Origin of the sequence: Noviherbaspirillum sp., from assembly GCF_036846085.1 — a bacterium.
Taxonomy (GTDB): Bacteria; Pseudomonadota; Gammaproteobacteria; order Burkholderiales; family Burkholderiaceae_D; genus Noviherbaspirillum.
In genome coordinates this window covers 1-26,939 of sequence record NZ_DAIUCO010000039.1, presented here as the reverse complement: position 1 = coordinate 26,939, position 26,939 = coordinate 1, and the positions used below count along the sequence as shown (strand labels likewise).

The 26,939-nt window shown below is 54.2% G+C and carries 31 protein-coding genes and 2 pseudogenes; 18 read left to right on the top strand and 15 right to left on the bottom strand.

The window, feature by feature from the left end; translation table 11 throughout:
- Nucleotides 1-361: 361 nt before the first annotated feature.
- Complete coding sequence (locus V7080_RS06960; RefSeq protein ID WP_334187680.1) at nt 362-2,587, top strand: hybrid sensor histidine kinase/response regulator; 2,226 nt, start codon at nt 362-364, stop codon at nt 2,585-2,587.
- A gap of 47 nt (nt 2,588-2,634) precedes the next feature.
- Nucleotides 2,635-3,987: pseudogene (locus V7080_RS06955) on the top strand (transposase).
- A 218-nt stretch (nt 3,988-4,205) separates the two neighbouring features.
- Here V7080_RS06955 and V7080_RS06950 read toward each other — a convergent pair.
- From V7080_RS06950 to V7080_RS06940, 3 genes are all read right to left on the bottom strand, one after another.
- The gene (locus V7080_RS06950) at nt 4,206-4,619 is read right to left on the bottom strand and encodes a hypothetical protein (RefSeq protein ID WP_334187679.1); all 414 of its coding nucleotides are present in this window, start codon (nt 4,617-4,619) and stop codon (nt 4,206-4,208) included.
- Between the two features lie 111 nt (nt 4,620-4,730).
- Nucleotides 4,731-5,159 (bottom strand): protein tyrosine phosphatase family protein, encoded by a 429-nt coding sequence (locus V7080_RS06945; protein WP_334187678.1) that lies wholly within the window; start codon nt 5,157-5,159, stop codon nt 4,731-4,733.
- Between the two features lie 24 nt (nt 5,160-5,183).
- On the bottom strand, nt 5,184-5,933 hold the full coding sequence (locus V7080_RS06940; RefSeq protein ID WP_334187677.1) for an MBL fold metallo-hydrolase: 750 nt from the start codon (nt 5,931-5,933) through the stop codon (nt 5,184-5,186).
- Between the two features lie 120 nt (nt 5,934-6,053).
- Between V7080_RS06940 and V7080_RS06935 the strand changes: the two genes are divergently transcribed.
- From V7080_RS06935 to V7080_RS06915, 5 genes are all read left to right on the top strand, one after another.
- Complete coding sequence (locus V7080_RS06935) at nt 6,054-6,371, top strand: metalloregulator ArsR/SmtB family transcription factor (protein ID WP_334187676.1); 318 nt, start codon at nt 6,054-6,056, stop codon at nt 6,369-6,371.
- Between the two features lie 9 nt (nt 6,372-6,380).
- On the top strand, nt 6,381-6,812 hold the full coding sequence (locus tag V7080_RS06930; protein ID WP_334187675.1) for a YeeE/YedE family protein: 432 nt from the start codon (nt 6,381-6,383) through the stop codon (nt 6,810-6,812).
- 10 nt (nt 6,813-6,822) lie between these two features.
- Nucleotides 6,823-7,260 carry a DUF6691 family protein gene (locus tag V7080_RS06925; protein WP_334187674.1) on the top strand — a complete coding sequence of 146 codons (438 nt, stop codon included), beginning with the start codon at nt 6,823-6,825 and terminating at the stop codon, nt 7,258-7,260.
- Between the two features lie 11 nt (nt 7,261-7,271).
- The gene (locus V7080_RS06920) at nt 7,272-8,066 is read left to right on the top strand and encodes a sulfite exporter TauE/SafE family protein (RefSeq protein WP_334187673.1); all 795 of its coding nucleotides are present in this window, start codon (nt 7,272-7,274) and stop codon (nt 8,064-8,066) included.
- Between the two features lie 464 nt (nt 8,067-8,530).
- Nucleotides 8,531-8,947, top strand: a complete 417-nt coding sequence (locus V7080_RS06915; RefSeq protein WP_334187672.1) for a response regulator — start codon at nt 8,531-8,533, stop codon at nt 8,945-8,947.
- Between the two features lie 120 nt (nt 8,948-9,067).
- Here the strand turns inward: V7080_RS06915 and V7080_RS06910 are convergent, their stop codons facing one another.
- The 3 genes and pseudogenes from V7080_RS06910 to V7080_RS06900 form a co-directional block, all read right to left on the bottom strand.
- Nucleotides 9,068-10,423 (bottom strand): hypothetical protein, encoded by a 1,356-nt coding sequence (locus V7080_RS06910; RefSeq protein WP_334187671.1) that lies wholly within the window; start codon nt 10,421-10,423, stop codon nt 9,068-9,070.
- Entirely contained in the window at nt 10,420-11,367 is a 948-nt protein-coding gene (locus tag V7080_RS06905; protein ID WP_334187670.1) for a fatty acid desaturase family protein, read from the bottom strand. The genes V7080_RS06910 and V7080_RS06905 overlap by 4 nt, the downstream gene beginning before the upstream one ends.
- 219 nt (nt 11,368-11,586) lie before the next feature.
- Nucleotides 11,587-12,704, bottom strand: a pseudogene (locus tag V7080_RS06900) (IS3 family transposase).
- 235 nt (nt 12,705-12,939) lie between these two features.
- On the opposite strand from V7080_RS06900, the gene V7080_RS06895 reads away from it, so the two are divergent.
- Both V7080_RS06895 and V7080_RS06890 read left to right on the top strand, forming a co-directional pair.
- Nucleotides 12,940-13,662, top strand: a complete 723-nt coding sequence (locus V7080_RS06895; protein ID WP_334187669.1) for a PEP-CTERM/exosortase system-associated acyltransferase — start codon at nt 12,940-12,942, stop codon at nt 13,660-13,662.
- A gap of 678 nt (nt 13,663-14,340) precedes the next feature.
- Nucleotides 14,341-14,646 (top strand): VOC family protein, encoded by a 306-nt coding sequence (locus tag V7080_RS06890; RefSeq protein ID WP_334187668.1) that lies wholly within the window; start codon nt 14,341-14,343, stop codon nt 14,644-14,646.
- Nucleotides 14,647-14,967: 321 nt separating this feature from the next.
- Here the strand turns inward: V7080_RS06890 and V7080_RS06885 are convergent, their stop codons facing one another.
- The 4 genes from V7080_RS06885 to V7080_RS06870 form a co-directional block, all read right to left on the bottom strand.
- On the bottom strand, nt 14,968-15,351 hold the full coding sequence (locus V7080_RS06885) for a hypothetical protein (RefSeq protein WP_334187667.1): 384 nt from the start codon (nt 15,349-15,351) through the stop codon (nt 14,968-14,970).
- A 17-nt stretch (nt 15,352-15,368) separates the two neighbouring features.
- Nucleotides 15,369-15,641 (bottom strand): hypothetical protein, encoded by a 273-nt coding sequence (locus tag V7080_RS06880; RefSeq protein ID WP_334187666.1) that lies wholly within the window; start codon nt 15,639-15,641, stop codon nt 15,369-15,371.
- A gap of 396 nt (nt 15,642-16,037) precedes the next feature.
- Nucleotides 16,038-16,709, bottom strand: a complete 672-nt coding sequence (locus tag V7080_RS06875) for a hypothetical protein (RefSeq protein WP_334187665.1) — start codon at nt 16,707-16,709, stop codon at nt 16,038-16,040.
- A 442-nt stretch (nt 16,710-17,151) separates the two neighbouring features.
- The gene (locus V7080_RS06870; protein WP_334187664.1) at nt 17,152-17,442 is read right to left on the bottom strand and encodes a hypothetical protein; all 291 of its coding nucleotides are present in this window, start codon (nt 17,440-17,442) and stop codon (nt 17,152-17,154) included.
- A 116-nt stretch (nt 17,443-17,558) separates the two neighbouring features.
- Here V7080_RS06870 and V7080_RS06865 point away from each other — a divergent pair, with 116 nt between their 5' ends.
- The 3 genes from V7080_RS06865 to V7080_RS06855 all read left to right on the top strand — a co-directional run bounded on the left by V7080_RS06865 (nt 17,559) and on the right by V7080_RS06855 (nt 20,926).
- A complete protein-coding gene (locus V7080_RS06865) occupies nt 17,559-18,395 on the top strand; it encodes a Tat pathway signal protein (protein WP_334187663.1) in 837 nt (278 codons plus the stop codon).
- A gap of 286 nt (nt 18,396-18,681) precedes the next feature.
- The gene (nirK, locus tag V7080_RS06860) at nt 18,682-20,082 is read left to right on the top strand and encodes a copper-containing nitrite reductase (protein WP_334187662.1); all 1,401 of its coding nucleotides are present in this window, start codon (nt 18,682-18,684) and stop codon (nt 20,080-20,082) included.
- Between the two features lie 163 nt (nt 20,083-20,245).
- Nucleotides 20,246-20,926 (top strand): Crp/Fnr family transcriptional regulator, encoded by a 681-nt coding sequence (locus V7080_RS06855; RefSeq protein WP_334187661.1) that lies wholly within the window; start codon nt 20,246-20,248, stop codon nt 20,924-20,926.
- A 232-nt stretch (nt 20,927-21,158) separates the two neighbouring features.
- On the opposite strand, the gene V7080_RS06850 is transcribed toward V7080_RS06855, so the two are convergent.
- The 3 genes from V7080_RS06850 to V7080_RS06840 are packed head-to-tail and all read right to left on the bottom strand — an operon-like array spanning nt 21,159 to nt 22,092.
- A complete protein-coding gene (locus V7080_RS06850; protein WP_334187660.1) occupies nt 21,159-21,500 on the bottom strand; it encodes a hypothetical protein in 342 nt (113 codons plus the stop codon).
- Entirely contained in the window at nt 21,500-21,724 is a 225-nt protein-coding gene (locus V7080_RS06845; protein ID WP_334187659.1) for a DUF2249 domain-containing protein, read from the bottom strand. The genes V7080_RS06850 and V7080_RS06845 overlap by 1 nt, the downstream gene beginning before the upstream one ends.
- On the bottom strand, nt 21,721-22,092 hold the full coding sequence (locus V7080_RS06840) for a hemerythrin domain-containing protein (protein ID WP_334187658.1): 372 nt from the start codon (nt 22,090-22,092) through the stop codon (nt 21,721-21,723). The genes V7080_RS06845 and V7080_RS06840 overlap by 4 nt, the downstream gene beginning before the upstream one ends.
- Before the next feature lie 144 nt (nt 22,093-22,236).
- Between V7080_RS06840 and V7080_RS06835 the strand changes: the two genes are divergently transcribed.
- The 4 genes from V7080_RS06835 to V7080_RS06820 all read left to right on the top strand — a co-directional run bounded on the left by V7080_RS06835 (nt 22,237) and on the right by V7080_RS06820 (nt 25,179).
- On the top strand, nt 22,237-23,439 hold the full coding sequence (locus V7080_RS06835; protein ID WP_334187657.1) for an NnrS family protein: 1,203 nt from the start codon (nt 22,237-22,239) through the stop codon (nt 23,437-23,439).
- Between the two features lie 201 nt (nt 23,440-23,640).
- The gene (locus V7080_RS06830; RefSeq protein WP_334187656.1) at nt 23,641-24,126 is read left to right on the top strand and encodes a hemerythrin domain-containing protein; all 486 of its coding nucleotides are present in this window, start codon (nt 23,641-23,643) and stop codon (nt 24,124-24,126) included.
- A 37-nt stretch (nt 24,127-24,163) separates the two neighbouring features.
- Nucleotides 24,164-24,763 carry a hemerythrin domain-containing protein gene (locus V7080_RS06825; protein WP_334187655.1) on the top strand — a complete coding sequence of 200 codons (600 nt, stop codon included), beginning with the start codon at nt 24,164-24,166 and terminating at the stop codon, nt 24,761-24,763.
- Between the two features lie 44 nt (nt 24,764-24,807).
- Complete coding sequence (locus tag V7080_RS06820) at nt 24,808-25,179, top strand: YbaN family protein (protein WP_334187654.1); 372 nt, start codon at nt 24,808-24,810, stop codon at nt 25,177-25,179.
- Between the two features lie 254 nt (nt 25,180-25,433).
- Here V7080_RS06820 and V7080_RS06815 read toward each other — a convergent pair whose 3' ends face one another.
- Nucleotides 25,434-25,592: a hypothetical protein gene (locus tag V7080_RS06815; protein WP_334187653.1), complete on the bottom strand. Its 159-nt coding sequence runs from the start codon at nt 25,590-25,592 to the stop codon at nt 25,434-25,436.
- A gap of 202 nt (nt 25,593-25,794) precedes the next feature.
- On the opposite strand from V7080_RS06815, the gene V7080_RS25375 reads away from it, so the two are divergent.
- Together V7080_RS25375 and V7080_RS25370 are read left to right on the top strand one after the other, a co-directional pair.
- On the top strand, nt 25,795-26,280 hold the full coding sequence (locus tag V7080_RS25375; protein WP_442947196.1) for a DUF6064 family protein: 486 nt from the start codon (nt 25,795-25,797) through the stop codon (nt 26,278-26,280).
- Nucleotides 26,217-26,354 (top strand): DUF6064 family protein, encoded by a 138-nt coding sequence (locus tag V7080_RS25370; protein WP_442947197.1) that lies wholly within the window; start codon nt 26,217-26,219, stop codon nt 26,352-26,354. Before V7080_RS25375 ends, V7080_RS25370 begins: the two co-directional genes overlap by 64 nt.
- On the opposite strand, the gene V7080_RS06810 is transcribed toward V7080_RS25370, so the two are convergent.
- Nucleotides 26,302-26,939: ArsA-related P-loop ATPase (locus tag V7080_RS06810; RefSeq protein WP_334187652.1), on the bottom strand; the 638-nt coding region annotated here is incomplete at its 5' end. The genes V7080_RS25370 and V7080_RS06810 overlap by 53 nt on opposite strands.

The window sequence follows — 26,939 nt, the reverse complement described above, 5'->3', positions numbered from 1 at the left end:
GTCGTCGGCAGCAGATAACTGCAGTAATGATGGTTATTTATACGGTGAAGCGGGAATCCGGTTTACCTTCATTACAAAATCTTTCAAATGCAAACTGTTCATTCTTGAACAGGCACGATCTGCAGACACACCGGGCTTGACTCGACAAATCAAGCCCGGTTTTGTTGGCGAGGTGCTGCTACTTCACGGGATAGCGGCCATTAGGGAAGGGCAATCATCAGCAAAGCGCAGCTGTGCGGTCCAGTGCTTTCATGCGCGATGTCACTGCCGGCACTTGTTTTATGAGTGGCAAGTTGCTCTACAATGGCGCGGTCGTTCTTCCAGGCGGAGATATATGAGGATCCGGTCTTATCTTGTCGTAATGGCACTGCTGATCCTCGTGCCGATCATCGCTTCTTCCATTGTTGCACTCAACCTGCTGCAACGAGCTGAACTCAAGGCAGCGCTGCACGGCTTGCATGAGTCGGTCAAGGGCCTTGCCTTGCTTGTCGACGGGGAGCTTTCCAGCACAGAAGCCGCGCTACAGGTTTTGGCCTCCTCTCCGTCACTTGGCAATGGCGACTTCCAGGCCTTTCATGCGCAGGCAAAAAAGTTTAACCGTGGTCTAGATGCATGGATTGTTTTATCGGACCAGGACAGTCGCCAGATCGTTAATACATTACGGCCCTACGGCTCTCCATTGCCGCCACCCGGCGAACAAGAGCTTGCCAGGAAGATCCTCAGCGCAAACAAAACCTGGATTTCCCACATACGGCCCGGTCCTGTCAGCGGCAAGATGGTCACGACGCTGACCGTGCCAGTGATTTTAGCCAACGGGAAACCGTACCTTCTGAGCGAAGTGTTTTCTACTGATCATTTCAAACGGGTGATCAATACGTTTCGCGTGCCTGAAGGCTGGCTGTTTGCTGTTTTTGATCAGGACGGCAACTTCATTGCACGAAGCCTCAACGACGATAAACTGATCGGGAAGCCAGCCCGTGCGGAGCTCATTGCAGCGGCTCGCCAAACAGGCAGCGGACATATCCGTCACCGGACGATCGAAGGCATTGAGGTCTATGATGCCTTTGCTCGTTCGTCTCTATCGGGCTGGACCGTTGCCATTGCTGCGCCGGTGAATCTGCTTGAGAGTTCTGCAAAACAGGCAACGATGGTCGCCGGTCTTGGAATTTTGGCAGCCCTGCTGTTTGCGGGCACCAGCGTGTTACTGCTCGGCGGCTGGCATGTACGCGATATTCAGCGTGCGGTAAACGCTTCTACGGCGCTTGGGCTCGGAAAAGTCTCCACGCCGTTCAACTCTCCGGTTGCCGAAGTCAACGATCTCTATGCGGCAATCCATAACGCAGGGCAGGATTTGTTGCAGGCGGAAGAGTACAGGCGCGCTACCGAACTCGAAAGGCAATCGCTCTTGCAACGCGAGCAGAGCGCCCGACAACTCGCCGAAGAACAAAACAACGCAAAGGATCAATTTCTTGCGATGCTTGGCCATGAGCTGCGAAATCCGCTTGCACCCATTGCCAGCGCAGCTGAGCTGCTGCAGCGTCCAGGGGCCAGTCCGGAGCGTGTGCAACAGGTAAGCGCCATCATTTCCCGGCAGGTGCTGCACATGACCAGTTTGTTGGAAGACCTGCTCGACGTTTCCCGCGTGACGCGCGGTTTGATACAGCTTCACACGGCTCCGGTGGATATGGCGCTTGTCGTTGCCAATGCAGTGGAACAGGTACGTCCGCTCATCGAATCGAAAGGGCATCAACTTGTCCTGCGCACACCAGTGGAGCGTCTCCTCGTCCATGGTGACAAAATTCGCCTTGTCCAGACTGCTGCCAATTTGTTGACCAACGCAGCCAAGTACACCGAAGGCGGCGGCAGGATCGATTTGCAGCTGCATTCGGACGGTGATTGGGGCACGCTCACCGTGCGGGACAATGGGATGGGCATATCAGCGGATTTGTTGCCATGGGTCTTCGAGCTGTTCTCACAAGGCGAGCGAACTCTTGGCCGTTCCCAGGGTGGGCTGGGGTTGGGTCTGACGTTGGTCAAGAAACTGGTGGAGTTGCATGGCGGCCGGGTGACTGCCGAGAGTGCAGGGGAAGGCAAGGGAAGCACCTTCACCGTACGGTTGCCACGCATCGACAAGACGGATTCGCGGGAAGAACCGAAACAGGCGCGTTCTGCTTCCATCCCGAGCACGCTGAAAGTCCTGGTGGTGGACGACAACGTCGATGCGGCGCACACGCTTGCCATGATCTTGCGTGAAGCGAATGGCTATGATGTGACGGTATGTCACGATGGCCTAAGCGCACTGAAGCTCGCAGAAGACCATCAACCCGATGCAGTCATCCTGGACATTGGTTTGCCCGATATTAATGGCTACGAGGTCGCAAGGCTTATGCGGGAAATGAAACCTGTCGCCAATGCCTTGCTGCTTGCGCTAACCGGCTACGGGCAACCGCAGGATGTGGAGTTGGCCAAAGGGGCCGGCTTTGATCATCACCTGTCCAAACCAGCAAGCCCCAAAGCAATCGTGGATTTACTGACGCTGCATCCTTGCGCGTCGCATTTGCCGAACGAAGGCTCGATGGCGCCGTAACGCAAAAAGCCTGTTGGCCTAGCCGGCATGCCTTGGTGGAGGCCATCATGATGGGATGGAAACTTGTTACGAGGGAACGTACCGAAATCATCAACCTGGAAGAGTTCGTCCCGCAGGTCCATCTTCTGCGGGCGATCGACCGCTATCTGGATTTAGCCGAATTCCGTGAGCACCTCAAGCCGTTCTACAGCCATACTGGCCGCCCGTCGGTGGATCCGGAGTTCATCATTCGTATGCTCATCATTGGCTACTGTTACGGCATCCGCTGCGAACGCCGGCTGTGTGAGAAAGTGCATCTGAACCTGGCGTACCGCTGGTTCTGCCACCCTGGCATTCATGACCGAGTGCCAGACCATTCCACCTTCTCCAAGACCGGGCATCGGCGTTTCCGGGACAGTGAGGCGTTTCGGGATCTGTTCGAGTCGGTACTGCGCCGGTGTATTGTCGAAGGACTGGTGGGTGGAGAAGGCTTTGCTACCGATGCCAGCATCGTCAAAGCCGATGCGCAGCGTCAACGCGCATTGCCTGGGACAGAACATATTGACCGGGGCAATCCAAGCCGCCTTACCGATCGGTCAAAGAGTACCTGGCAGCGTTAGACGGTGCCAATCCCCCCGTCCCGCCAAAGTATGTATCGCTAACGGACCCCGCTGCTTCATGGACAGCCATGGCTGGCCCTGCATTTTTGCCTATTCCACGAATTACCTCATCGATGTGAAGGCCGGCATCATTGTTGACGTTGAACCGTCACCGTCGGGCCATGCGGCAGAAACACAAGCGACGCGCACCATGATCGATCGTGTCGAGCAGCGCCTGGAAATGAAGCCACACCGGCTCATCGGCGACACTTCTTATGGCAGTGCCGCCATGCTGGGGTGGCTGGTCAAGCACAAAGGGATTGCGCCGCATGTGCCGGTGTGGGACAAGAGCGATGGGATGATACCTTTGCCGTAGCTGACTTTGTTTGGGAGCCGGATGCAGACCAATACCGTTGTCGGGAAGGCCAACCACTGCGCAAGGAATGGCGTAACTTCACCAATCCACGGTCCCATATCACTAAGGAAGCAACGATCCTTTATCACGCCCGCCCGCTGGATTGCAAATATTGCAGCTTGAAGCCACGGTGCTGCCCTAACACGCCAAATCGCAAGATCGCGCGCAGCATCCACGCGGATGCACGGGACGTTGCCCGTGCCATTATGCAAACGCCGGCATACTGGCAATCGCGCCGCAAGCGCAAAAAGGTTGAAATGCTCTTTGCCCATCTCAAGTGGATCATGAAGTTGGATCGCTTGCGATTACGGCGTCCGACTGGAGCACATGATGAGTTGTTGTTGGCAGCCACCGCTCAGAATTTGAGGCGCTTGGCGAAACGGCTTTGTCCAGACGGGCACAACTAGGGCAAACCAGCCGTATGATGGCGCTCTGAAAGCAACTTGGCGTTCTCATATCCCCCCTGTCAGATCATCATCGAAATGACGGTTCGAGGTCCAGCCACGTTGCTCAGCGACTTTTTCAACAGAATCGGCCAATTGCGGTCATTGGCAAACTGGACCAAAACCAGATTCCTACCCCTGCAGTGAACTTGGCCCGCTGTGTATCTCTGCCGGCCACTTTGTCAGCGCCGGTTCATGAGATCCAGCAGCGCGTACTTTTCCCGATCGATTTCTCCTCGAGTTCGCACGCCTAAGTGCCGCAATACCGGCAACGGCGGGCACCAGCCCTGAATGCCGTGTTGCAGAAGAAAACCCATGACTGCAACCGGCAGGACGAGCCATTTCCTGTTGACGGTCAAGCCGAGTGCCAATCCCGTTAGCGCTAGTGTCGACGCATTGACTTCCAGCACCCGTTCAACATCCCACTCACGGTCCAATTCCTCGATGCGCTGCTGAATCACCGCATGGTTGCGGTTGGCGTAGCGCTGGATATTGCTGCCTATCTGCTGGTCAATCTTCATATTCAGATGCTCTGGCGTGGAGCGGCGAACCCGATCGGCACTGCCACGGCTTGTATCTTCGGCTGTTGAAAGCATGGTTGTCTCCAAGGGAGGAATTGCAGGTTGAATGAATATCGGCTTGACTGGAAAACCACTTCATCAGTACGGCAAAAACCGACCCGGCTTTCGCCACACCGATCGATTGTCTTACTGGGTCGTCGTTCGCCTGACGAAGGCGGTAACGTCAGGCGAGGTTTGCAGGTTGTATCCCATCGCCTGAGCTTCCTGGAATGTGCGCTCTGCCGTCCAACCGTGCTGTTTGGCTCGACTGAGCGCCAGCAGCATGGCCACACGCGCACCGGTCGCGCAGTGCAACAGGTACGGGCCTTCGTTTTGCCTGACAGCCGCATCCAACTCATCGATTTGCCGGGCAGATAATGCCGCTTTATCGACCGGGATATTGACGTAGTTAAGACCGCTTCTCTTGACCAGTTCAGCGTTTGGAACCGCAGTCTCCGAAGGCATGCGCAGATCGATGACTGTCTGAATGCCTTGCCGCTTTGCCTCATCCAAGTCCTGTTCGGTCGGCTGCGGCCCGATGAAGAAACGCTCTTCGAATTGCTTGTAGTTCGCCATGTCCGCTCCTTTCATGTCGGCGCTTCAGCCTTGCGGGCTCTCGGTCATCTGACGACAGTAGTTCGCCAGGTTTTCCGGCAGGTCGGGCGGGCACATGCCGCATTGGCGATTGCCTGGTACAGCATAGTCAATGAACTTCGGATACGGCAGGTTCAGGTTGGCCATGATCTGCCTGAACGCCTCGATGCTCATGTCGCCGCCCAGGCGCGGGTTGCGCTTCTTCTCCTGGGCAATCGAAGAGACGAAGCGTTCCTTGTAGTCATGGGCTGGGTACACCAGCGTCTCGTCCGGCAAGGCAAAGAGTTTCTCGCGCACGCTCTTGTATAAGGCATCCGCATCGCCGTTCTGGAAGTCGGTGCGCCCGCACCCTTCGATCAGCAACGCGTCTCCGGTGAAGACGCGGTCGTTGAAGAGATACGCGAAGTGGCCATCGGTATGCCCAGGCGTATGCAACGGCTGCAGGGTGATACCGCCCACTTGAAACGGTTTGCCCTCCTCGATGCCAACGTCGGTGCAGGACTGCCGGTCATGAGCCGGCGCGGCAATCTTGCTGCCGACAGCGCGCTTCATCTCCAATGCAGCAGTGATGTGATCGGCATGGATATGCGTATCCACGGTGTAGGCCAGCTTCAGGCCGAGCCGGTGCACTTCGGCCAGGTCCCGATCCATGGTGGCAATGACGGGATCGATGAGGATGGCCAATCCAGTATCTTCATCACCCAGCAGGTAGGTATAGGTACTCGACAGCGGCTCATACAGTTGCCGGAAAATCATGATGACTCCTTGCTAAGTCAATGAATAGGAGGGAGAGCAAACTCACCCGGTTCAATATATTAACATACATATTATGTTGTGATATAATAACTGTGTACATCGTATCAAGGACAGATCTTTATGGCTCTACCCGAGCAAATTGATATTGCGAAACTCCAGGCTGCTGCCGGGGAGGCGTGCAACCTGCTGAAGGTGCTGTCGAACCCCGACCGCCTGTTATTGCTGTGCCAGATGACGCAAGGCGAGTACGCCGTCGGCGAACTGGAAACGATGACTGGTATCCGCCAGCCCACGCTGTCGCAGCAGCTGACCGTGCTACGGGAAGAGGAAATGGTGAGTACGCGCCGCGAAGGCAAACACATTTTCTATAGCATCGCCAGCCAGGAGGCGCTGGCGGTATTGCAGGTGCTGTATCAAATCTACTGTCCAAAAGACTAGGAAACGGCGATGACAATCGACTGGAATAACTTCACGCCAGGGATGTCGCTTGCAGGTGGTCTATTGATTGGCTTGGCAAGCGTAATGTTCCTCCTTTTCAACGGAAGGATTGCCGGCATCAGCGGCGTGGTGGGCGGCCTGCTAAAGCCCACGCGCGGAGATATGGCCTGGCGGATCGCTTTTGTAGCGGGCCTGGTGATTTCCCCACTGGTGTTTGCCTTTGCCGCCCCGCTGCCGGAAGTGCGGATCGAGGCAAGTTATCCGGTGCTGTTGATTGCCGGCCTGCTGGTGGGCATCGGAACCCGCTTTGGCTCGGGCTGCACCAGCGGTCACGGTGTTTGCGGTCTGTCGCGTCGCTCGCCGCGATCATTGGTGGCGACTGTTTCCTTCATGTTCGCCGGCTTTGTGACGGTGTACATCGTTCGTCACTTGATTGGCTAGGGAGAGCACGATGAAGACACTCATGGCATTGCTGGCCGGCTTGCTGTTTGGCCTGGGCCTGATTCTGTCGGGCATGACGGACCCTTCGAAAGTGTTGGGTTTCCTGGATCTGTCCGGCAACTGGGATCCATCGCTAGCTTTGGTCATGGGCGGCGCGTTGCTGGTTGGTTCCGTGGCATTCCCATTCCTGCTGAAGCGGCCTAAATCGATTCTGGGCGACGCCCTGCGCTTGCCGACCGCCACGCAGATTGACCGCCGCCTGGTATTGGGTGGCCTGACATTTGGGGTGGGCTGGGGCTTGGCCGGCTACTGTCCCGGCCCATCACTGGCGTCGCTTGCCCAGGGAGGCATAAAGCCTCTGCTGTTCTTCGTCGCCATGCTCGCTGGCATGGCGCTGTTCGAACTCTTCGAACACATCAAGGCCAAGTCTGCCGACAGATTGGCATAACAGGAAGCTGCATGACACTGGCCATCATTTTGGGCGCACTGGTTGGCGGCGTCATGGGACTGACCGGTGCCGGTGGGGGCATTCTTGCGGTGCCGCTACTGGTATTTGGGTTGCAATTGACGGTGGTGCAGGCCGGGCCGATCGGGTTGCTCGCTGTGGGCATTGCTGCTGCGATGGGTGCAATCATCGGTGTGAAGGTTGGTACCGTCCGCTACCGCGCGGCGCTGCTCATTGCCGCCACCGGCATCGTGTTAGCGCCCGCCGGCGTCTGGTTGGGACAACGGCTGGATACCCAGATATTGAGTGTGCTCTTTGCCGTGGTGCTGCTCTGGGTGGCATACAAGAACTTCAGGGAAAGCAGGCAAGATGGCGAGGCAAACTCATCGGATACCAAACCGCCTTGCATTCGAGACATGCAAAGCGGCCGCTTCGTCTGGACCACCACGTGCGCGATCAGACTAGCAGCGTCAGGCAGCATTGCAGGGGTGCTATCTGGACTTCTCGGGGTAGGTGGTGGTTTCGTGATGGTGCCGGCACTGCAGCGCTACACCGACCTGGCGATGCAATCGGTGGTGGCAACCTCACTGGCGGTGATTGCACTCATATCCATTGCGGGCGTAACAGCGAGTATAGTGAGCGGGCATTTTAATGTTGCCATTGGCACACCGTTCGCTGCAGGGGCGTTAGCAGGCATGCTTTTGGGCGGCGTACTGTCTTCACGTCTCTCGCCAAGGTATCTGAAGACTGCTTTTGCCCTCATTTGCTTGATTGTTGCGGCTGCGATGATCGTTAAAACCATTACCTGAAACACGATTGTCATGAAAGCCATAAGCCCATGGCACGAGACTGCATCGTGAGTCAGATGAACTGCTTGAAGCAGTTGCTTGAGTAATTTTTAGAGCGACAATCAAAGACCGCTTGGGGCCGATGCTGTTGAAAAACTTTGTCGGCAACTTTTCTGCGCTCAAGACCGGAAGTCATTGGGTGTCTCGACGAGACAAACATAGTAAGCCAGTAACAATCGATCTTAAAGCGGGCCAACCGCAGTGCCTTTTCGGGGAAATGGTTGCCTAATCCCGCAATTTGGGGCATTGGCGCTTTAACCAAATGTTACTCTCTGACTTCCTCAACAGAATCGGTCGAAAACGGCCGGCAGGGACATGACATTACCGGCCAGAAGCGGACGCTCGCTATGTCAATTCTGCCTTTCACGATCCACATACCTGAGAAGTGACCGGCAGTGGCGGGCTGTTAGGTGTATTCTGAAAGGATGGCAAATCACGTTCTCCTCATTGAAGACGACGAGATCGCAGTTTATCTCACGCTTAAAATGCTCAAAGCGTCTGGCTTTGCCGCAGAAATCGATGTTGTCCACGATGGCATGGAGGCGCTGGCATATCTTACTCGCCATGGGCTTTACGGCAATAGGCTGTCCGGTAATCCGTCTCTCATTCTGCTTGACTTGAAATTACCTGATCTGGACGGATTTGAGGTGCTCAAACAAATCCGTACCAACCCCGTTCTCTCTACAATTCCTGTCTTTATCCTCAGTGCGTCAAACACTGAAGAAGATATATATCGGAGCAACTTACTCGGTATTTCAAAATATCTGATCAAACCTTTGGATGTAAATGAATTTGGACAGGAAGCTGCAAAAGTACTCAGCTCTTCGGCTCCCTCTCGCTAGCCTGTGTCCGGTTTTATAGGGGCAAGATCAGCTTGTATCAGGATGCGAAACTTCGATGAGTGACTATCCTAACATTGCGCGTTAGATCAAAGACGGTGAGTTTATTCTTCTACAATAGAACTAACGCATGTAAGAAAACTTGTTTTCGTAGTTCATCGACATGTTATGGTCAAAGACTTCGAATTCCTTGAAGCGGGTTTCAACGGAAATTCCGAGATTAGACCGGATAGACTCGGCGAACGACGAAATTGCTTCATCCAAAGCAGAAGTTATTTTTACGCCTTTTTTTAACTGCATGCTGAGCTCGTGTCCGTTCAACACGAAGTTGCCGGTGAGAAGTTTGACCGCAGGTCGATCACGGTAGATGAGTTCCTGGATGATGTGTTCTTTCCCAGTAAGACTTCGTCCCCAGAAAAGAAGGAGTGGCAGTTTTTCCTTTGGGAACAGACGTTCGAGCCCAACTTTCCGCAGGCTCTGTCGAAGGTGGTCGTGTTCAATAAACTGTCCTCTATCTTCAAGCTTGTACCTCACAAGAGGCGCTAATGAATGTTTATCAAGGTTTGTGATCGTGATGAAACCGTCGATCAATTCAAGATAACTCGTCAGAGGATTCCACATGAAGAGAGATGGGGTGTATGGTGTCTCACGTCCGCAAATCAATTCTCTCAACTTCGGATTTTGCGACATGGCCTGGCGAATTTTAATCAGGTCGGGTGATTCAAAGAACAGGGAGTTGAGCATGAGCTCAGTGACGCCGCCCGAGTTGCCGATCCGCGGCCGCTGGTCTTTCGGGTCTTGATCACCAAGCATTTCCAAGAAATAGCTTCGAGCTGATTCTGGAAAGAATTCTCCTCCGGTGAAAAAGAAAACATTGTTCCAGGCGAACTTGTACTGTGAATGATCATACTCGAGGAGTTCTTTAACAAATATGTGACCGAGACTTACGACGAAGACTTGCTCGTAACCAAGGCGCTTTGCCATGGCAATGGCGGCCCGGGCTCTTGCAGGGTGCGGCCCGACGTCGGAGCAATCAATCGAACAGTAAACTCTGCTACCCATAGGTAGACAGTTGATGATCATCGTCTTTTTTGACTTCCCAGAGAAATAGGACTCGAAGGCGAAGTCGGCTTCTTTAGAGACGGCGTTTATCTCTTTTTCACTTTTCAAACCAAAACTAAAGTGTCCGGAGCTGCCGGAGCTTACGAGAATCGTTTTAACAGTGTCGAAATTATTTGAATGGATCGGGAGTTCTCTTAGGTCGGATGGAAAGATTGCGCGTTTCTCGGATAGGGGAACCTGGTTTTTAAAGGTTTCTATGTTAGAGATCGATGCCTTTGTAACGGACTTGGCAAAGAGTGGATTGATCTTGCAAGCTCTCCTGACCGTACCTAGGGCTCGCCGTTCACTGACGTTCAAGAAAAACGATGTCGGAAGTTTTTGGACCAGGAATGTCTGAATGGTTGTCAGATACTTCATGCCGACTTCTCGGACGCGAGTTCTTCTTTGAGGATTGGTCCGTTGATTTGCTCCAGAGCGGCCCGGACGTATCCGTCATCGTAGCTTAATTTTTTCTCTTTGAATGTTCTTGGGAGTTCAACCCAACTTAACCCAGGGTTCTGGTGATGGATGCCGTGAAGATTGAAATGAAGGAGAAACTTCGATACGACCTCAGGTAGCGCTAAGTTCTTGCCATGGAGATTACTCCCAATTGGCGTGCCGTAGTGGTACACGTAATCGAGGAACGAAATAAGAAAGGCCCGAACGAAGAGGAAGGCCAAGAAAAAAGAATAGTTTGACCCGAAGAGAGAAAGAGCCGTTGAGAAAACGAAGAGGACGCCTAAGAGTTCTACTCTCATGATGCGCAACTTCCGAGGCTGTCTTGCCAAGTAACCGATCACATGCGAGGCCATCGAATGCGTAGTAAAGAGTCTGTCCCGGATTTTTACAAGATGTTTTGCGGGAAGGAAGGCGATGAAGGGAAGGATCAGTTCACTGAAGTACAATCCCGACAAGAGACTGAAATAGTAGGCAACTGAAACACCAACTCTGTTCTCTTGAGCAGTGTATATTTCGACTCGCTCAGAGTCGCTCCGACTATACCGATGATGGAAGAGATGAGCTGCTCGGAGAAATATCGAGCTTGAGCCGAAGAAGATGGACAAGACAGACAGAAGGAGATTGTTACTCCGTCGCTCAGGCAGAAGGAAGCCATGAATGCCCTCATGAATAAGGGCCCAGAGCTGATTCGTGAAGATGATTGCAACTCCAACGGCCAATGTCAGGAGTACAAGCCTTGCATCGTGGAACAGCACCGGAGTAAGGAAAAAGAAAAGGCTGTGAGCAGAAATTTGAAAAAAAGAAAATGTTAAATTTATCTTATTAACCACCGTACCCGTCTGCGCTTTTTCCGTTTTGTTCATCGCACCTTCCATCGTTCTTAATTATGGCACGAAAAAATTCGAACCTTAATAAATCTTAAAGATAGAAGACTATTCCTTTAACAGGTGCCCAGGTTTTAGCTTAATCTAAAGGAACCCGCAGGACAGTCAGTGCGCCCAGTAGGCTTTACCTTACATGATTGAAAGTTGAACTGACCTGCTCCCTGCAGTCGGGCCGGTTCGGTTCTGGCAAAGTCCCATTCAAATAAGCTCCTGGACAACAGGAGCGGCCGATGCCGCTCTATGCTTTGCTGCAAATTCCGCTGGCGAGCGGTATTCTAGGGCGCTGTGGGGCCTGGCTTCATTGTAATCCTGTCGCTACGCTCCAATAACGCCACGGGCTTGCGCCAGCGACGTGAACCAGTGCTCATTGAGGCATTCATCCCGAAACTTGCCACAGAATGACTCGATATAGGCATTCTGTGCCGGCTTGCCAGCCCCAATCAGCTTCAGCATCACGCCTTGGTGTAAGCCCGCTGGGCCCAGTACACGACTGGTGAATTCCGGTCCCTGGTCAGTACGCACCGCCTTGGGATAGCCACGGTATCGCGCTGCCTGGTCCAGCGAGCGTGCCACGTACAGGCCAGAGATGCCATGGTCGACTACGATATCAATCGATTCCTTGGTGAAGTCGTCCACGATGGTCAATACCTTGATCCTTCGGCCATTGGCCAGCGCATCGCTGACGAAATCCATTGACCACACTTCATTCGGCCGGCTTGGCAGTGCCAGCTGTTCTCGTTCGACTGCGACACCATGCCGCTTGCGCCGGCGCTTGACTGCCAAACCCACGCCCTGATAAAGACGAAATATCCGTTTGTGATTTGCCTCGACGCCTTCACGTCGTAGCAGTGCATGCAGGCGACGATAGCCAAAGCGGCGGCGTTCACCAGCCAGTTCAACCATGCGATTCTGCAATTGCTCATTCTCGGGCTGGGCCTTGCCCTGGTAGTGCAAGACAGTGCGTGACAACCCCACAAGCAGACAGGCGCGGCGCTCGGAAATCGTTGTCTTCTCCAGCATCGCTGCGACCATCTCACGCTTGGCCTGTGGGGTCAGTGCTTTCGGCCTAATGCGACTTTCAGGGCTTCCGCATCCAGTATCGATTCGGCCAACAACTTCTTGAGCTGGGCATTCTCCGCTTCCAGATCCCGCAGCCGCTTCGCGTCCGGCACGGTCATGCCGCCGAATTTGGCGCGCCAGGTGTAAAACGAGGCGTCGCTAAAACCATGCTGGCGACATAGCTCTTTGACTGGAACCCCGGCATCCGCCTGCTTCAAAAACCCAATAATTTGCTCAACGGTAAATCGCTTCTTCACGTCCGTTCTCCCTCTCGAAAACGAACTTTACTAGATCCCGATTGGCACTCTTTATTGGGGGCACATCAATGTCATTACGAGAAATGGTACAAATTAGAATGCGATTACAACAATGACTCCCTATCCAATAAGGCGTCGTGTATAAACTTCGACAACATGCTCATACAATAAGCAGAAAAACTCCAGCCTGTACTGCGCGGCTGGCTTTCCTATAACTCAATCTACAGGAAGCGACATGCCGGAGCGCGACTGCAGTGACCCTTACTTCGACTTTGCGCAAATTCCATTCAGCGCTAAAGCTGATTCGGCCCTGAATGAACTGTACAAGCTGCGCTACGAGGTCTACTGCATTGAATGCGCGTTTCTTGACATGGCACGTTATGAAAACGAAAAGGAATCGGACGAATATGATGACTGTTCCGCGCACTTCGCTGCCTATACACGTGACCAGACGCTTGTAGGAACCGTAAGACTGGTGCAGCCACCGGAAGGCATGGCATATCCATTCATGGAGCACTGCGAGTTATATAACCATATCGTACTTCCTGATCGAGCTGAAGCCGCAGAGATTTCCCGGCTGGTAGTGAAGAAATCTTACCGCCGCCGACGTGGCGATTCGCTCCAAGGCATTTCAGAGGAGTTCCTCGCGGGTGATGCAGCGCCGGCAAGCGCGCTGGCGACGGGCCAGATCGAGCGGGCCACTAATAGCCCGCGTCTCTTGCTTGGCTTGTACAAGCAAATGTATCGTTACAGTTGCGCGAACGGTATACGGTATTGGTACGCTGCCATGGAACGTTCATTGGCACGCGCGTTGGAAAGGATGGGTTTCAAATTCGAACCGATAGGGCCGCAGGTAGACTATTATGGAAAAGTCGCTCCCTATGTCGTTGACTTATATGAGCTGAGGGAGCGCGTCAGGAAGGACAACGCTGCAGTCATGAACTGGCTCAACAAATGATCCTGTCGGGCGTATTCGATAGCGAGGGAAAACCTGCTCAGTGCAGGGGTCCCGACGGTGAGGCGTGAGAAAATTCTGATACGAATCAAGCACTCGCCGATTTCATTGGCGCCTACTGCTACCCATCAGCGACTCTGCAACAAATTCCAGGACGAAAAAAAGCCCGCTAACCTTTCGGCTTGCAGGCGAATCCAATTCACTGGGAGTTGGAGGAGACGTTTTCACTATAGTGCACTGCACCATATTTGTCACCTTTATTTTTCTGATATCACAATATTCAAAAGTTGTATATCAGAAATGCAAAACCCGCGCGGCTTGTGGCCTTGCGGGCTTTCGTCTCTCACTCAATCCTAGGGATGGATTTTTGATACTGCAGGTGGATAGTACAACGTAGCACTCGCATAATTAAAAAATACTATTAATAAAAATTCGTATATTGATAGATGAATGCGCCCGTCTTCATCTTGGCAAGTCGCGCAGAGCAACGTGCAATGTTCTTATCCCCACGCAGGACGACGGCGATTACCAGCGCATTACAGAAAGAATGCGAATTTGCCGTTCCTGCAAGAGCAAGCAAAGGCGGATAGCCAGAATGGTAAGTTGATGCCAGTCCAATGTTCGTTCAGACTGGCGAAGGTATCATCGCAACACGCACTGCGGCAAACAAACGGACTTGGCATGATCGATCACACAGGCATCCGGGTAGCGGATCTTTCAGTAAGTAAGGATTTCTGCAGCAAGACGCTTGGCGCGCTGGGCTACACGGTTTGCCTGGAAGTGGGCGGTGCAGTCAGTTTCAGTGCACGGCCAACCCGCTATGACGATCCGGGCGGGGATTTCTGGCTACGTCGGGGCGCGCCATATGTTCCGCACACGCATATTGCGTTTCGGGCGTTGAATGAAGCACAGGGTAATTGCTTCATTCGACTGGCATTCTGCGCAGGCGGTAAAGACAACGGGCAACTGGGACTACGCCCGCATTAGCACAAGCGCTACTATGCTGCATACATCCTCGATCCGGACGCGACAACATTGAAGCGGTATTTCATCGAGGTCGGCGTGCCACCAACCTCTAGAATTATTGCAACCTTTAATGTTTCGTTAGAACCCGGCGCTCGCTGGCCTCCACTGTTCCACGTCGCCCACTGAAATGCCGATGGGCCGTCCATCTACTTGATCAGTCAGGTAAAAGCATCCATCTCCAGCCGACCAGGCAGCCAGTTGCCAATAGTGGCCTGCGTAGACATCGCAGATTTGCCCGTCAACGAGCGATGCGATTGAGCGTATTTCCATATTAGATCTATCTCACCCGTTGCGCCATTTTCCACCGGTCTTCTGGCAGCTTGCTTTCGAATCTGCCAGATCAGACACGCTGCGCATGTAGTAATAACTATGGATAGGTTGGCCAAACACCCCTTCGCACACGCCCTGGGGGCTTGCAGGGCAGGCATCCAAGTATGTCACTTTGGGCGGTGCGCCCATGCCAGCGCCCATTTCTGCGATGCCTTTGCATGTCTGCAGAAATTGTTCCTTCTTGACGCCATTGTTTTGCATGCAGTCTTTGATTTGCGTGACTTGCTTGCCAATTTTGAGGCTTCCTTCCAGCAAACAGGCATTGTCAGCAGCAACGGCCATGGCAGTTACAGAGGCAAGCCCCATTGTGAGAGCAGTGTGGATGAACCAATTCATAGTGGGATGCAATTCACCTAAAGCGTCAGATTATGCGCGGAAATTGATGCTGTGTCTGCAATAATAAGCAAACCGATTTGCACGATCGCGGCTGCGTCGCCTTGTTGACCGCCACAGCCGGCAAGCCTTGCCCGCCAACGTTTTTGGAACGGTGAATCGCCTTCAGTCCATTGCAGCTCAACGACCTTGAATGCAGCATGCCGACGCGAGTCGGCGTTTCTAACTTCCCCGGGAGCGCCAATGACTGCGAGCGTTTCCCCAGACGGCGTCACTTTAACGACAGTGTGCATCGTGCGATTAGCGTAGTAAAGGTTGCCCTGTGTATCGACGGCTATTCCTTCGATTGACGACTGCGGGTACGCAGACGCGATGCTGGATACGACGATATCGCTTCTGCGATCCGAAATCGCATCGGGCGGTGCTTCCAGGGCCGCTTGCTACGATCTGGGCGATGTTGCTGCCTGCAGTAATGCGCAGCACAGAGCCAGTGGATGGGACGGAACCGAGTTGGGTCAGGTACAGGTCGTTGATTAGGGTTGCTGGAAGCCGAGCATTTTTCGCCCAGCTACAAAAAGCTTACCCTACGTCGACGTCGGGCTGAACATCCGATGCATCAACCCGTGATCGCAGAATAAGTCGACTTATGGCAGGTGCCAGGCGAATTGCGCAGGATTGGCCTGGATATCCTAGGACATTCTCGCCAGGGCATCAGCGAACAACGAGTCGACCTTGGCATGGATATCCGGACTTTTATATCGGTCCTCGATATCGCGCTGGACGTGTTGCCGGATATCGTCGAATAGCGACCTGCCAAAGTCGGGATAGCGTTGCGGCAAAGAACTCAGGAACGCCGTGGTCGCTTGGGTCTGTTTTTGTTGCCGTTCCGCATGCTGCTGATCGAATATCTTTTCATCCTGCTCATTCAGAATCGTAATTTTTCCTTTTTTAAGTCGGTCCATTTCGGCAGCGGCCAGTTCGGCGCACTTGCGCGCCATGGAACGGCACATGGCTGCCTTGAATGCCGCTGCGGCGTGGGGTGCTTTTTCCAAGGCTGACAGTGCATCGGCAGGACAATGATTTTGTAACGATGCTTCGAGTGTTTCGGCGCGCTCTGCTGCCGAGGAATCCAGTGCCGGTGTCAACACCTCCTTGGCGCACCGTACCGCGTAAGTCTGCAAAACGACCGCGGCGTGGCGTTGCTCCGAAGATAAACCGGAAGAAAACCCTTGCTCCAGCATGTGAGCAGCAAAGTCAGGCGCAGAGGCATTCGACACGACAGCCGCAGTGGTTGTCACTATTTCTTCAGCCAGTGCCGATTGTGCGTCGCTGTCAAGCAATTGGTCAAAATCGATGGTCATACTTGCCCTTTACGAGGCTCAAGCGGTTTGCAAAAAATGACTAGCTGGTGCTTTCCGTTGGTGAAAGCCAGCCGGCCGATGTGAAATTTCACTTCTATCCATATGGCTGTTCATTGCACATTAAGTTGCAAAACCAGTCCAGGCAGGGCTACGGGAGGGTGCGCTGATGATTCCCCATCCTTTCATTGGACACTGGGCCATCGGTGTGCGTCTGTTCATGGCATAAAATTTCCTCATTGAATAGCCCCGTGCTAATTGACGTGCGATGTGAAACGCTGCCTGTCAGTCGTTCGACTATTCATTCTGAATCCTGGATTGCTTTTCGCGCTGTGATTTATGGTTACGTGCGGTTGCGGAACTGAAACGCCGGTTTCGGTACGTGAGCCCTTTTCCGGGCGTGGTCGCTGCGACGGCGACAGACATCACAGGGCTGGATGGCGGTTCAGCCCAGGCCGGGAAGATGGCGGCGCCATGCACCAACCGCAAGCAGCAGGCGCTGCAAAAAGCCACGCCATGCCGGCGCACGACGCTTGCCCGCCACCGTCTGATTCTCGGACGGCATTCGCGCCCTCAGGCTGATCCACCCTCCGGTTTCGGCACATTGCGCCTGTCCTTCCATCAGAAGGACAGATGTCGTGACGACTTGCTCCCCGAGCCATTGCGGCGCCGTCGTCAGCGTCAACTGTCCGCGTACCACGACAATGGTGGCAGCGTGATCGGTATGCAGATGCAATGTCTGCCCGTGGTGCAGTCGGCACGCTCATGGCGATCGGCTGTTCTCCAGGAGGTAAAAGGGTTACCGCCTGTCCAGCCAGGCATATTGTCAAAACCGGTTGCGACGAGGTTGGAATGTTCATCCTTTCGGCTATGTCTGCGTTCGCATGCGATGTAGTTGGCATGGTCGGCTGCTCGGCTGAAAACCTGTTATTGGCGGCGCATGCCGCGGGGTTGAAAGGCCGCCTTTCGTATGACGCGGATGCCTCGTGCGTGCGCATCGATTTCGAAGAAACCACGCCGTTGCGCTCATCGTTGTTCGAGGCGATTCCGAAACGCCGGTGCAGCCGGACCGCATACGATGGGACATTGCTTTCCGGCGAGCAGCTTCGCCTCCTTGAGCAGGCCGGGCGCGGCGATGGCGTCTCCATCCTGCTTGTCACGGATAGCGGGCAGAAGGAGAAGATCATCGAGTACGTCGCGCAAGGCAATAATGCCCAGTTCGGCGATCCTGAATGGGCCGCAGAGATGCGGCGGTGGATTCGTTTCAATGCACGCAGCGCCAGACGGACGGGCGATGGGCTGTATGGTGCGATTCTGGGCATCCCCGAGATGCCCGGCTGGCTGGGGAAGATGATGATGGGTATGGCGGCGTCGGCAAAAAGCCAGAACCGCAAAGATGAAAAGCATATCCGCAGTTCCGCCGCCATCGCGGTGTTGTTCTCGGAGCGCGACGATAAGCGTCACTGGATCGAAGCAGGGCGTTGCTTCGAACGGCTTGCACTCCAGGCCACCGCGATAGACCTGCGCACGGTCTTCATCAACCAGCCGGTGGAAGTGGCGGCCCTTCGTCCGCGGTTTGCGCATTTTCTTGGCATCGGCAACCGGCGTGCCGACCTGGTCGTCCGCATCGGTCGCGGTCCGGAAATGGCGCGATCGTATCGCCGGCCGGTGGAGCAGGTCCTTGTTTGAGGGCGGCGCACGAGCTGGCCAAGAGCGCTGGCCGCCAGCGCGAGCGGTTTTCATCAGCATTCTCCCGCTTCAGGCATCGGCAAGGACATTTGGTGGAGGTCGTGCTCAAGATCCGGACTAACGGCATGAACGGGTTCCAGGTCGAAACAACGACGCCGTAACAGAAATTGCCGTTGCTTTAAAAATTGATATGGATCATTTTTTAAAGAAGCATGCGAGACGTATGATTTGTTCGTACTGAGCCGGAATCACTCACGTTGCCGGCCAGATAATAAAGGTGAATACAATGGACCCGAAACAAATCACACGGTTGGTGGCATGCGCAGTCTTCAGCATCGCAAGTATGTCTGGTGCCTATGCAGCGACTGAACACGCACACAGCAGCGCTTCTGTTCAATATCGCCCTGATGTGACTTTCACGCTGCGCACTGATATTGCCGACGGCAAGTTGGTGTTTATTGGTGAAAATGGCGCGATCAAAGGAAAAGTGAACCCGCAGCTCATCGTGCCGGAAAATGCGGTGGTACAGATTAACCTTGTGAACGGTGACGGCGCGACGCACGATATCGCAGTTCCCGACTTTTCCGCCAAATCGAATCAGCTTAATGCGAAGGGCTCAAGTACGACAATCGTATTCAAGGCCGATAAGAAAGGCGAGTTCCAGTATATCTGCACCTTGCCAGGCCACGTGCAGGCGGGCATGATCGGAAAGATCACGGTGGGCGGCGGCGTTGCAAAACAGGCGCCCAAGGGGGCCGATATTTCAGCCAATCCTGCTGACGTCGGCAAGCCGGTTGGAAAGCGCGGTCCACAAAAAATGACCGTCAATCTTAAAACAACCGAGGTGTTGGGACAACTTGCCGATGGCACGACTTACAAGTACTGGACATTCAACAACAAGGTTCCAGGTCCGTTCATCCGTACACGAGTGGGTGATACCGTGACTGTCAACATGTCGAATGCCAAAGACAGCCACATGATTCACTCGGTCGACTTCCACGCGGTCACCGGACCCGGCGGCGGTGCGGCGGTCACACAGGCGGCCCCAGGCGCCACCAAGAGCTTTACCTTTAAAGCGCTGAATCCGGGACTGTACGTTTATCACTGTGCAACGCCCATGGTCGCGCAGCATATTTCCAACGGCATGTATGGCATGATCCTGGTGGAACCGGAAGGCGGGCTGCCGAAGGTTGACCGTGAATTTTACGTCATGCAAGGGGAGCTTTATACCGCACAGCGCCATGGCACACAGGGCGAAAACGAATTCTCCCTGGAAAAATTGCTTGCCGAGCAACCTGAGCACTTGACGTTTAATGGAACCCATGATGCACTGACCAAGACGCATCGCATGGAAGCGAAAACTGGCGAGACTGTCCGTATCTTCTTCGGGGTGGGCGGTCCAAACGCGACATCGAGCTTTCACGTCATCGGTGAAGTCTTCGATCGGGTCTATTCGATGGGTGATCTCACGTCACCGCCGCTGCGTAACGTGCAGACCACGACTGTGGCGCCCGGAGGGGCGACCATGGTCGAGTTCAAAGTCGAAGTTCCTGGTCGCCTGATTCTGGTCGATCATGCGTTGTCGCGGATGGAAAAGGGATTGGTTGGCTTCATGCATGTTGACGGGCCCGAGAATGCGGATGTCTTCAAATCACATAGCAAGCCGGATGGGGATTCTGGCCACTGAACGGCCTAAGGTCCTTGAAGGAGGAAGCCCGCTGCGAGCGGGCTTTTGTGCGTATGTACCTTCGATGCCGCCGGGACGGATAAGGGAAATAATGCAGGTTGCAGCGGCTTGCATGCCTTCTTCGGCAAAATTTCTAACCCATTCCACAGACTAGGTGAACGCCATGTCCACCGCAAAAATCGATCCGCGCGAATTCCTCAAGCGTCTTCCCCTGTTCAATGACGTCAGTCCGGATGAGCTGGGGCAGATCGCCGCGTCGACGAAGGAGATCCATGTTCCAAAGGGCGGCGTGATATTCACGCGCGGCGATCCATGCGACGGATTCCATATCGTCATTTATGGACAGGTCAAACTTGGCTTTACGTCGATGCAAGGGGATGAGAAAGTTGTCGAGATCATTGGTGGGGGGCAAAGCTTTGGTGAGGCGCTCATGTTTATGGAAAAGCCTTACATCGTGAATGCGCAGGCACTTGCCGACTCTCTGTTGTTATACATATCCGCGCACGCGGTATTTACCGAACTGGATCGGAATCCGAAATTCGCGCGCCGCATGCTGGCGGGGCTCAGCCGCCGCCTTCATGGATTGATATCGGATGTGGAAGCCTACTCGTTGCGTTCTGCCAGCCAGAGGGTGATTGGCTATCTCCTCAAGGAAGATCCGCATGGTGATAGTGGCCATGTCACGCTCCAGGTGAGTAAAAAACTCCTTGCTTCCCGTCTGAATCTGACACCCGAACATTTCTCACGGGTCTTGCACGACCTTGTTGCGAGACAGTTAATCGATGTCCGGGGGCGCGAAGTGGTTATCCTGGACATCGAACGATTGCGTAACTACGAAGGATAGAGCGATGATGGTGGAACAGCACCATCGCCTCTATCATCGCGACTGAAAGCGCCCGCCTTTCAAAAAACCATCGTCAGGCTGACATGCCAGCGGAGTCGTCCGGGCTGGCGCTGCGCATAATCTTCTACTTGCGCGTGCCAAAACTGCTGCCCGGGCCGAGACCGCAGCGGATAGGCCTTCAAACTGGCCTTCCGGTACATCCGATACGACCGTACCGGATCCCACCACAGCGTCAGAACGGAAAGACAGGACACGCCCTTGCCGGACGCGCGAACGCATCAGGGGAGATACCTGCTGCGGCGACCAGGAATGCGAGCGCGACAAGATGAAGCCAGGCTTGATGCTTTGCTTCGTGATCAGGCGTCAGCTCGCGAATACTTGGAATCCCTGTCCTATCGATCCTGGTTCTGCTGAGCACGGCTTGCCAAAGCAGGAATGGAACATTCTTGTACAGAATGCCGATTACTGCCGAGTACGCGCGGCCTGCGGTGAAGAAGACACCGAGTAGCAATGGCTGTTCCGTCAGCGCAAGACGATAAACTGGGCCATCATCAACTGACAGCCCACTGCGCATCAGCTGCGGTGGCGAATAGCGATGTCGAACAAATACCCGTCACGCTGCGTCACGGTATATGCATAGCCATTCTGTTCCAGAATGCGATATAGCGGGCGCGGTTCCCTGTCGATGAGCATGCGAATCTGTTCGTCCGGCTGCAGACGCGCCAGCGCCTCCAGCACACGCTCCATGGGCTCGGGAGGCTCCAGTCCGCATACATCAAGAGATATTTCTTTAGTCATGATTGATGTTCTCCGAATGGATGGCGCAGGTCTCGCACTTGGGCATCTAGCTGGTCCACGCACGCGGCAAAAGAGCAGTCGGCGACCGGGTACAGGGTGGACGATTCCTGCAACATGCGTTGTCCCGGCATCATATGCAATAGGTCGACCGAGGCTGCAAATGCATCGGCGTCGTGTGCCGACAAGGAATCCGTCATCGCGGCCGTGATTTCCTTAATGTGGCGGTGTTCCGAACGCATCATACCGGTGGGTCCGGAAGGCGTGCCCGGCGTGTGTTCAAAATCCGGGAACAGCACCATTCTCTCCCCGTCGGGATGGTGGCGCAATGCCACATCGAACTCTTCAAAAGCCGTTTTGATCGTGGCCATGGCGAAATCCTCTGGTGAGCAAGGCGCCATTGTGACATTGCCGCGTTCCCGGCTTCCTTAATGCATGTTAAGGAAGATAGGACTAGCCGTTGCTATAGTGCGCTCACTCCTGTTTCACCACTGGCATGTTAAACGAGGTGTGTCATGACTCTGCGTACCATTGACGAAAGTGCAGCAAACGAAATCAGACCGTCCGGACTTAAGAATCATCCGCTGTTCCAGCTGGGGTTCCGTCCATTTTATTTGCTTGCGGCGGCCTTTGCAGTAGTCAGTGTGCCACTATGGCTGATCAAATATTTTGGGTGGATCAATCGCCCGATGCAGGTCGATCTGAGCTGGCACGTGCATGAGATGGTCTTCGGTTTTGCAATCGCCGTCATTGTGGGATTCTTGTACACCGCCGCGCGCAACTGGACCGGTTTGTGGACGCCACGTCATGGCGCGTTGGCTGCCATCGCGGCACTATGGATTGCCGGACGCGCGGGGATGCTGTTTCTGGATCCATTGTGGGCTGCTCTACTGGACGCCAGTTTCTTGCCCGTTGCCAGTTGGCCGCTATATACAGTAATCAAGCGTGCAGGCAACAAGCGCAACATGCTTCTGATTGCCCTGTTGTCAATATTGTCGGCGGCGAACATTGTGTTTCACATTGCCAGGATGGACCTCATCGCGATCTCGCCATTGCAGCCCTTGTATGCGGCCATCTTGCTTGTGGTGGTCATTGAATCAGTCATCGGCGGGCGAGTCATTCCCAATTTCACCTCCAATGCCGTCACTGGCGCGAAGCCGGTAGTCGATGAACGGCGTGATCATATCAGCCTTGCGGTGACTGTGATTGCAGCGCTGGCATGGTCATTCGGTTTCCCGCCACCCTTGACTGCCAGTCTGGCAGCTGCTGCGGCGGTCGCGCAAGCAACACGGTTGATTGGATGGAAGCCTTTATGCACGATGCGGAATCCTCTATTGTGGATATTGCACATTTCGTATGCATGGATCCCTGTCGGCTTTCTATTGCTTTCGCTGGCAGCGTTGGGTGTGGTGAGCCCGAGTGCGGCGTTTCATGTACTGGCAATAGGATCCATGGCGGGCCTTATCATCGGTATGATCACGCGTACATCGCTTGGTCATACGGGAAGAATCCTGAAGGCCGGAAAAGCGGAAGTTGCCATGTACTTCTTAATGCAGGCCGGAATCATATCGCGCTTCGCCGCGGCCATCACTAGCGGCTCAGCACGGGATACCCTGCTGGTCGCTGCCGCCATAGCCTGGGTCGGTGCATTCTTGATTTTCCTGGTCGTCTACACCCCGTATCTAACGAGCGCACGGATTGACGGACGGGAGGGCTAGACGATGGAGGCGCCCGGAAAGAACTCAGGGGAGCACAGCCTGTTGAACGACATGCGGCTTACGATTGGAGTCCGCTTGCCTGCCGTGACGTGCAATGGGTCGAATGAAGGCATGCACCTCGACAATTTGTAAAAAATTGATCTGGATTATGGAATTCCAACGTCATTACGGCAGAGAATGGGGCATCAGCAGGAGAAGCCCATGCCCACCGCATCCGATCAGATAATTGATGACCATAAACAATGTGACGCCCTTTTTCTGAGCGTGGAGCAGCATGTCGGGCAATATGAATGGGAACAAGCTTTCATCGATTTCCTGAAATTCAACACGGCTTTTCGACGGCACATCGCGATGGAAGAGTCGATTTTCTTTCCTTTGATAAGAGACTCGGCGGGCGAAGATGCGTGGCCGCTTAAGGATCTCCAATCTGAGCATGCAAAACTGGAGATGATATTGCTTCGTATTGAAGAATCAATCCGAAAGCGTAGCAAAGATGATTTCCTGCTGCATGCAGAGTCATTCTTTATCCTCATGCATACGCATAGCATTAAGGAAGAGCAAATTCTCTATCCGAAACTGGAAGCGCACAAACGAAAGGCGTCGGTCGGGCCAGGAACCGACAAGAGCGATCCACGTGACATGATTCCACCTTTATGCGGTACGTCGGCGCGTCAAGGGCGTGCTTGAAACCGACCATATTGATACTCTGATTTCTATCCGGACTATGCGACTACCCCCGAGTCAACTGACGATCCGCATTATTCAGGAAGAGCATGACTGCCTGATGGCGGTCATACGTTCAATGAAGCAGCTTGCCAGCGATATGCAAGTAGCGAAGAAAGCGCCCGACCTGAAAGTTTTTCGCGCCATGCTTCTTTATATCTGTGATTACCCTGAAAAGGTCCATCATCCGAAAGAGGATTTTTATCTCTTTTCTCCGCTACGCAGGCGAACCGATCGTCTGGATGGCGTACTTTCCGAACTTGAAACCCAACATGCTCTGGGCGATGCCATGGTACGGCGCATCGAGCACGCATTGAACCGGTACGAGTTGCAAGGTGGGGAGGCGATGAACACCTTTGTTAATCTGGTTATGAACTACGCCGAGTTTTATATCAAGCACATGCATCTGGAAGAAGACGTCGTTCTCCCGGCATCGGTTCAATTGTTTACGGCCGAGGATTGGGATACCGTCAATACAGCATTCATCCTCAACGAGAAATCCGTGGCGGGAACCAGCCACAAGAAAGAATTTGAACGACTTTTTTCGTTGATCACGAACATAACGCCTGCACCAATCGGTCTTGGTCCTGCGATTGCATGAAGTGCGGCGCATGGAATTGAGTACAGCGCGATTGCGAGGATCGTGTGAAGTGGTTGTTTAATCTGGTTGGAACGTGTGCGTTGGCATTGGCGATCGTGGGACTGTTTCTTCCCTTGCTGCCAACCACGCCGTTTGTTCTGTTGGCATCGGCCTGCTATTTGCGCGGATCAACTCACATGCATGCCTGGTTGCTGCAAGCGCCACTTCTAGGAAGTGTACTGAAAGATTTTCAGGAACATCAGGTTGTTCCGCTCCGTGCAAAGATCACGGCGATTGCGCTTCTATGGCCTTCGATCATATATGCAATCTACCGTGTGCAAACGTTACCGTTGACGATCATGCTTGGTGCGATCGGGATTGCGGTAACCGTGTACCTGTTCTGGTTGCCGTCTACTTATTGCAGTGAGAATCACTGATCGCCTAACTACCGTCTTTTTTATAGTCCATCGATAACGTTGATAGTACGACGATCGTGTTAAAGAGCCGATGTTCATTAACACGGCATTTTTTGATCTGGATCGCATTTTTGTACAGGCCGCATTCTACGATGAGACTTGTAACGCCACTTCGTCAATACAGAAAGGAAGTTCATCATGTCGGTCGCCTTGACAATGCTGCAACGAATGATTCCGATGGTAATCGCAGGTGTGCTGAGCGGCTGCGCGTCACATCACCCGCCCTCAAGCACCGCCGTTTCTTCATCCAGCACGAACAATGGCCAGGGCGGCATGATGGCCGGAAGGGACATGAAGGCAATGTGCGACAACCACAAGAACATGATGAGCGCAAAGACATCTGCCGAACGCGAGGCGATGATGGACCAGCGCATGAAATCCATGTCGCCCGAAATGCGGCAGCAGCATATGGCGATGATGGACGCCAGGTGCAAATGACAGGACGTTGCCGGTCGTTACAAATGCTGGTCTGGAATAGCCGGATGGCTTGGCAATCAAGTCCGGGGCCATACAGAACAAGCCAGGCCTGCATCCTTCAATAAACCGGTGCCTGCCGGCCTGTTCACCTGTTCGTGAATGACGGCGCAGCATTCGTGCAAGGATAATGAAGAAGATGCGTTCGGTGTGACAATGACAGCCGCGTTGCCATCAACGTCGACACCCCGGCACTGGTCCTACCACGTCGCCTTCTTTGCGCGCATCCATCCGGCTGCGTATGGGGTCGGTGCGCTTTCCCTTGCGGGCAGTCTGTGTTTTCTCTGGTATGGCGTCTATCAGGGACGACTTCATTTTGCAGGGAACGGTCGCGCTCGTGGCAGCGCCGGCGCGGCTCTGATTGTTTTTGCGCTTGGTATTTATCGTGCATGGTCCTGGTATGCGGGTCATTGGTTTCCGGCAATGCCAACGTTCGGTCTTCCCTGTCCGACCACTATTTTCACCATCGGACTTCTGTGCTTTCTGACGCCACCATATCCCCGGCGCCGATCTTTGCACCGGTACTGTGGTCTCTCATCGGCGCGCAGGCGGCACTACTGCTTGGCGTGCCGCAAAATCTGGGGCTGATCGTCGCGGCCATCGTGGGCCTCATGCTATTGAAAGACGCGAATGGGCGCTTAACACTGCATTGGGCAGGCTGAGGTTTGACACCGCCAGGCGTGCATGCTCGATGTCGCATGCCGACTGACGATTGACCGGATGACGCATCAACTGAACGATGTCAACGCACGGCGGGGGCCGGTTGGGGGTTTCCGCCAAGGGCGTTCCGCTGTTGTGGGTGGTGAGCGATAAAAGCCGCTCGACGCCGATCGGCTCCCGGGCCTGCAGCGGCACAATTGCCCAGCGGCGCGCATGGTGCGTGGCAACCGCGTCGACCTGCGCCAGTTCGCCGGCGGCTCGTTGCCGCAGAAGTCCGGACGCGGGCTGCGCCGCAGCCAGGCTGTTATTGATGATCCATGCCCACGGGTCAATGCCGGCGCGGCGCAGGTCTTCCTGCAGGTTTGCCGCCTCCAGCACGGGGGTGGTTTCAGCGAGTGTCACGATCAGAACCTTGGTTTGCTTCCCGTCCTGCAATTGCATCATCGGCGTGATGAAGTGCATTCCCTTGTCGCTTAACTGCCGGCTGATGTCACGGTGATAGGCGCCAGTGGCATCGAGCAGCAGCAGCGTGTGGCCGGTGGGTGCCGTATCCATGACGACAAACTTCTTTCCGGCCTCCCGGATAA

What these genes read in the sequence shown, in the direction of transcription:
- V7080_RS06960 (WP_334187680.1), top strand. Translation starts at nt 362, where the DNA reads ATGGCACTGCTGATCCTCGTGCCGATCATCGCTTCTTCCATTGTTGCA.
- V7080_RS06950 (WP_334187679.1), bottom strand. Translation starts at nt 4,619, where the DNA reads ATGCTTTCAACAGCCGAAGATACAAGCCGTGGCAGTGCCGATCGGGTT.
- V7080_RS06945 (WP_334187678.1), bottom strand. Translation starts at nt 5,159, where the DNA reads ATGGCGAACTACAAGCAATTCGAAGAGCGTTTCTTCATCGGGCCGCAG.
- V7080_RS06940 (WP_334187677.1), bottom strand. Translation starts at nt 5,933, where the DNA reads ATGATTTTCCGGCAACTGTATGAGCCGCTGTCGAGTACCTATACCTAC.
- V7080_RS06935 (WP_334187676.1), top strand. Translation starts at nt 6,054, where the DNA reads ATGGCTCTACCCGAGCAAATTGATATTGCGAAACTCCAGGCTGCTGCC.
- V7080_RS06930 (WP_334187675.1), top strand. Translation starts at nt 6,381, where the DNA reads ATGACAATCGACTGGAATAACTTCACGCCAGGGATGTCGCTTGCAGGT.
- V7080_RS06925 (WP_334187674.1), top strand. Translation starts at nt 6,823, where the DNA reads ATGAAGACACTCATGGCATTGCTGGCCGGCTTGCTGTTTGGCCTGGGC.
- V7080_RS06920 (WP_334187673.1), top strand. Translation starts at nt 7,272, where the DNA reads ATGACACTGGCCATCATTTTGGGCGCACTGGTTGGCGGCGTCATGGGA.
- V7080_RS06915 (WP_334187672.1), top strand. Translation starts at nt 8,531, where the DNA reads ATGGCAAATCACGTTCTCCTCATTGAAGACGACGAGATCGCAGTTTAT.
- V7080_RS06910 (WP_334187671.1), bottom strand. Translation starts at nt 10,423, where the DNA reads ATGAAGTATCTGACAACCATTCAGACATTCCTGGTCCAAAAACTTCCG.
- V7080_RS06905 (WP_334187670.1), bottom strand. Translation starts at nt 11,367, where the DNA reads ATGAACAAAACGGAAAAAGCGCAGACGGGTACGGTGGTTAATAAGATA.
- V7080_RS06895 (WP_334187669.1), top strand. Translation starts at nt 12,940, where the DNA reads ATGCCGGAGCGCGACTGCAGTGACCCTTACTTCGACTTTGCGCAAATT.
- V7080_RS06890 (WP_334187668.1), top strand. Translation starts at nt 14,341, where the DNA reads ATGATCGATCACACAGGCATCCGGGTAGCGGATCTTTCAGTAAGTAAG.
- V7080_RS06885 (WP_334187667.1), bottom strand. Translation starts at nt 15,351, where the DNA reads ATGAATTGGTTCATCCACACTGCTCTCACAATGGGGCTTGCCTCTGTA.
- V7080_RS06880 (WP_334187666.1), bottom strand. Translation starts at nt 15,641, where the DNA reads ATGCACACTGTCGTTAAAGTGACGCCGTCTGGGGAAACGCTCGCAGTC.
- V7080_RS06875 (WP_334187665.1), bottom strand. Translation starts at nt 16,709, where the DNA reads ATGACCATCGATTTTGACCAATTGCTTGACAGCGACGCACAATCGGCA.
- V7080_RS06865 (WP_334187663.1), top strand. Translation starts at nt 17,559, where the DNA reads ATGTTCATCCTTTCGGCTATGTCTGCGTTCGCATGCGATGTAGTTGGC.
- nirK (WP_334187662.1), top strand. Translation starts at nt 18,682, where the DNA reads ATGGACCCGAAACAAATCACACGGTTGGTGGCATGCGCAGTCTTCAGC.
- V7080_RS06855 (WP_334187661.1), top strand. Translation starts at nt 20,246, where the DNA reads ATGTCCACCGCAAAAATCGATCCGCGCGAATTCCTCAAGCGTCTTCCC.
- V7080_RS06850 (WP_334187660.1), bottom strand. Translation starts at nt 21,500, where the DNA reads ATGCGCAGTGGGCTGTCAGTTGATGATGGCCCAGTTTATCGTCTTGCG.
- V7080_RS06845 (WP_334187659.1), bottom strand. Translation starts at nt 21,724, where the DNA reads ATGACTAAAGAAATATCTCTTGATGTATGCGGACTGGAGCCTCCCGAG.
- V7080_RS06840 (WP_334187658.1), bottom strand. Translation starts at nt 22,092, where the DNA reads ATGGCCACGATCAAAACGGCTTTTGAAGAGTTCGATGTGGCATTGCGC.
- V7080_RS06835 (WP_334187657.1), top strand. Translation starts at nt 22,237, where the DNA reads ATGACTCTGCGTACCATTGACGAAAGTGCAGCAAACGAAATCAGACCG.
- V7080_RS06830 (WP_334187656.1), top strand. Translation starts at nt 23,641, where the DNA reads ATGCCCACCGCATCCGATCAGATAATTGATGACCATAAACAATGTGAC.
- V7080_RS06825 (WP_334187655.1), top strand. Translation starts at nt 24,164, where the DNA reads ATGCGACTACCCCCGAGTCAACTGACGATCCGCATTATTCAGGAAGAG.
- V7080_RS06815 (WP_334187653.1), bottom strand. Translation starts at nt 25,592, where the DNA reads ATGCGCTGGTCCATCATCGCCTCGCGTTCGGCAGATGTCTTTGCGCTC.
- V7080_RS25375 (WP_442947196.1), top strand. Translation starts at nt 25,795, where the DNA reads ATGACGGCGCAGCATTCGTGCAAGGATAATGAAGAAGATGCGTTCGGT.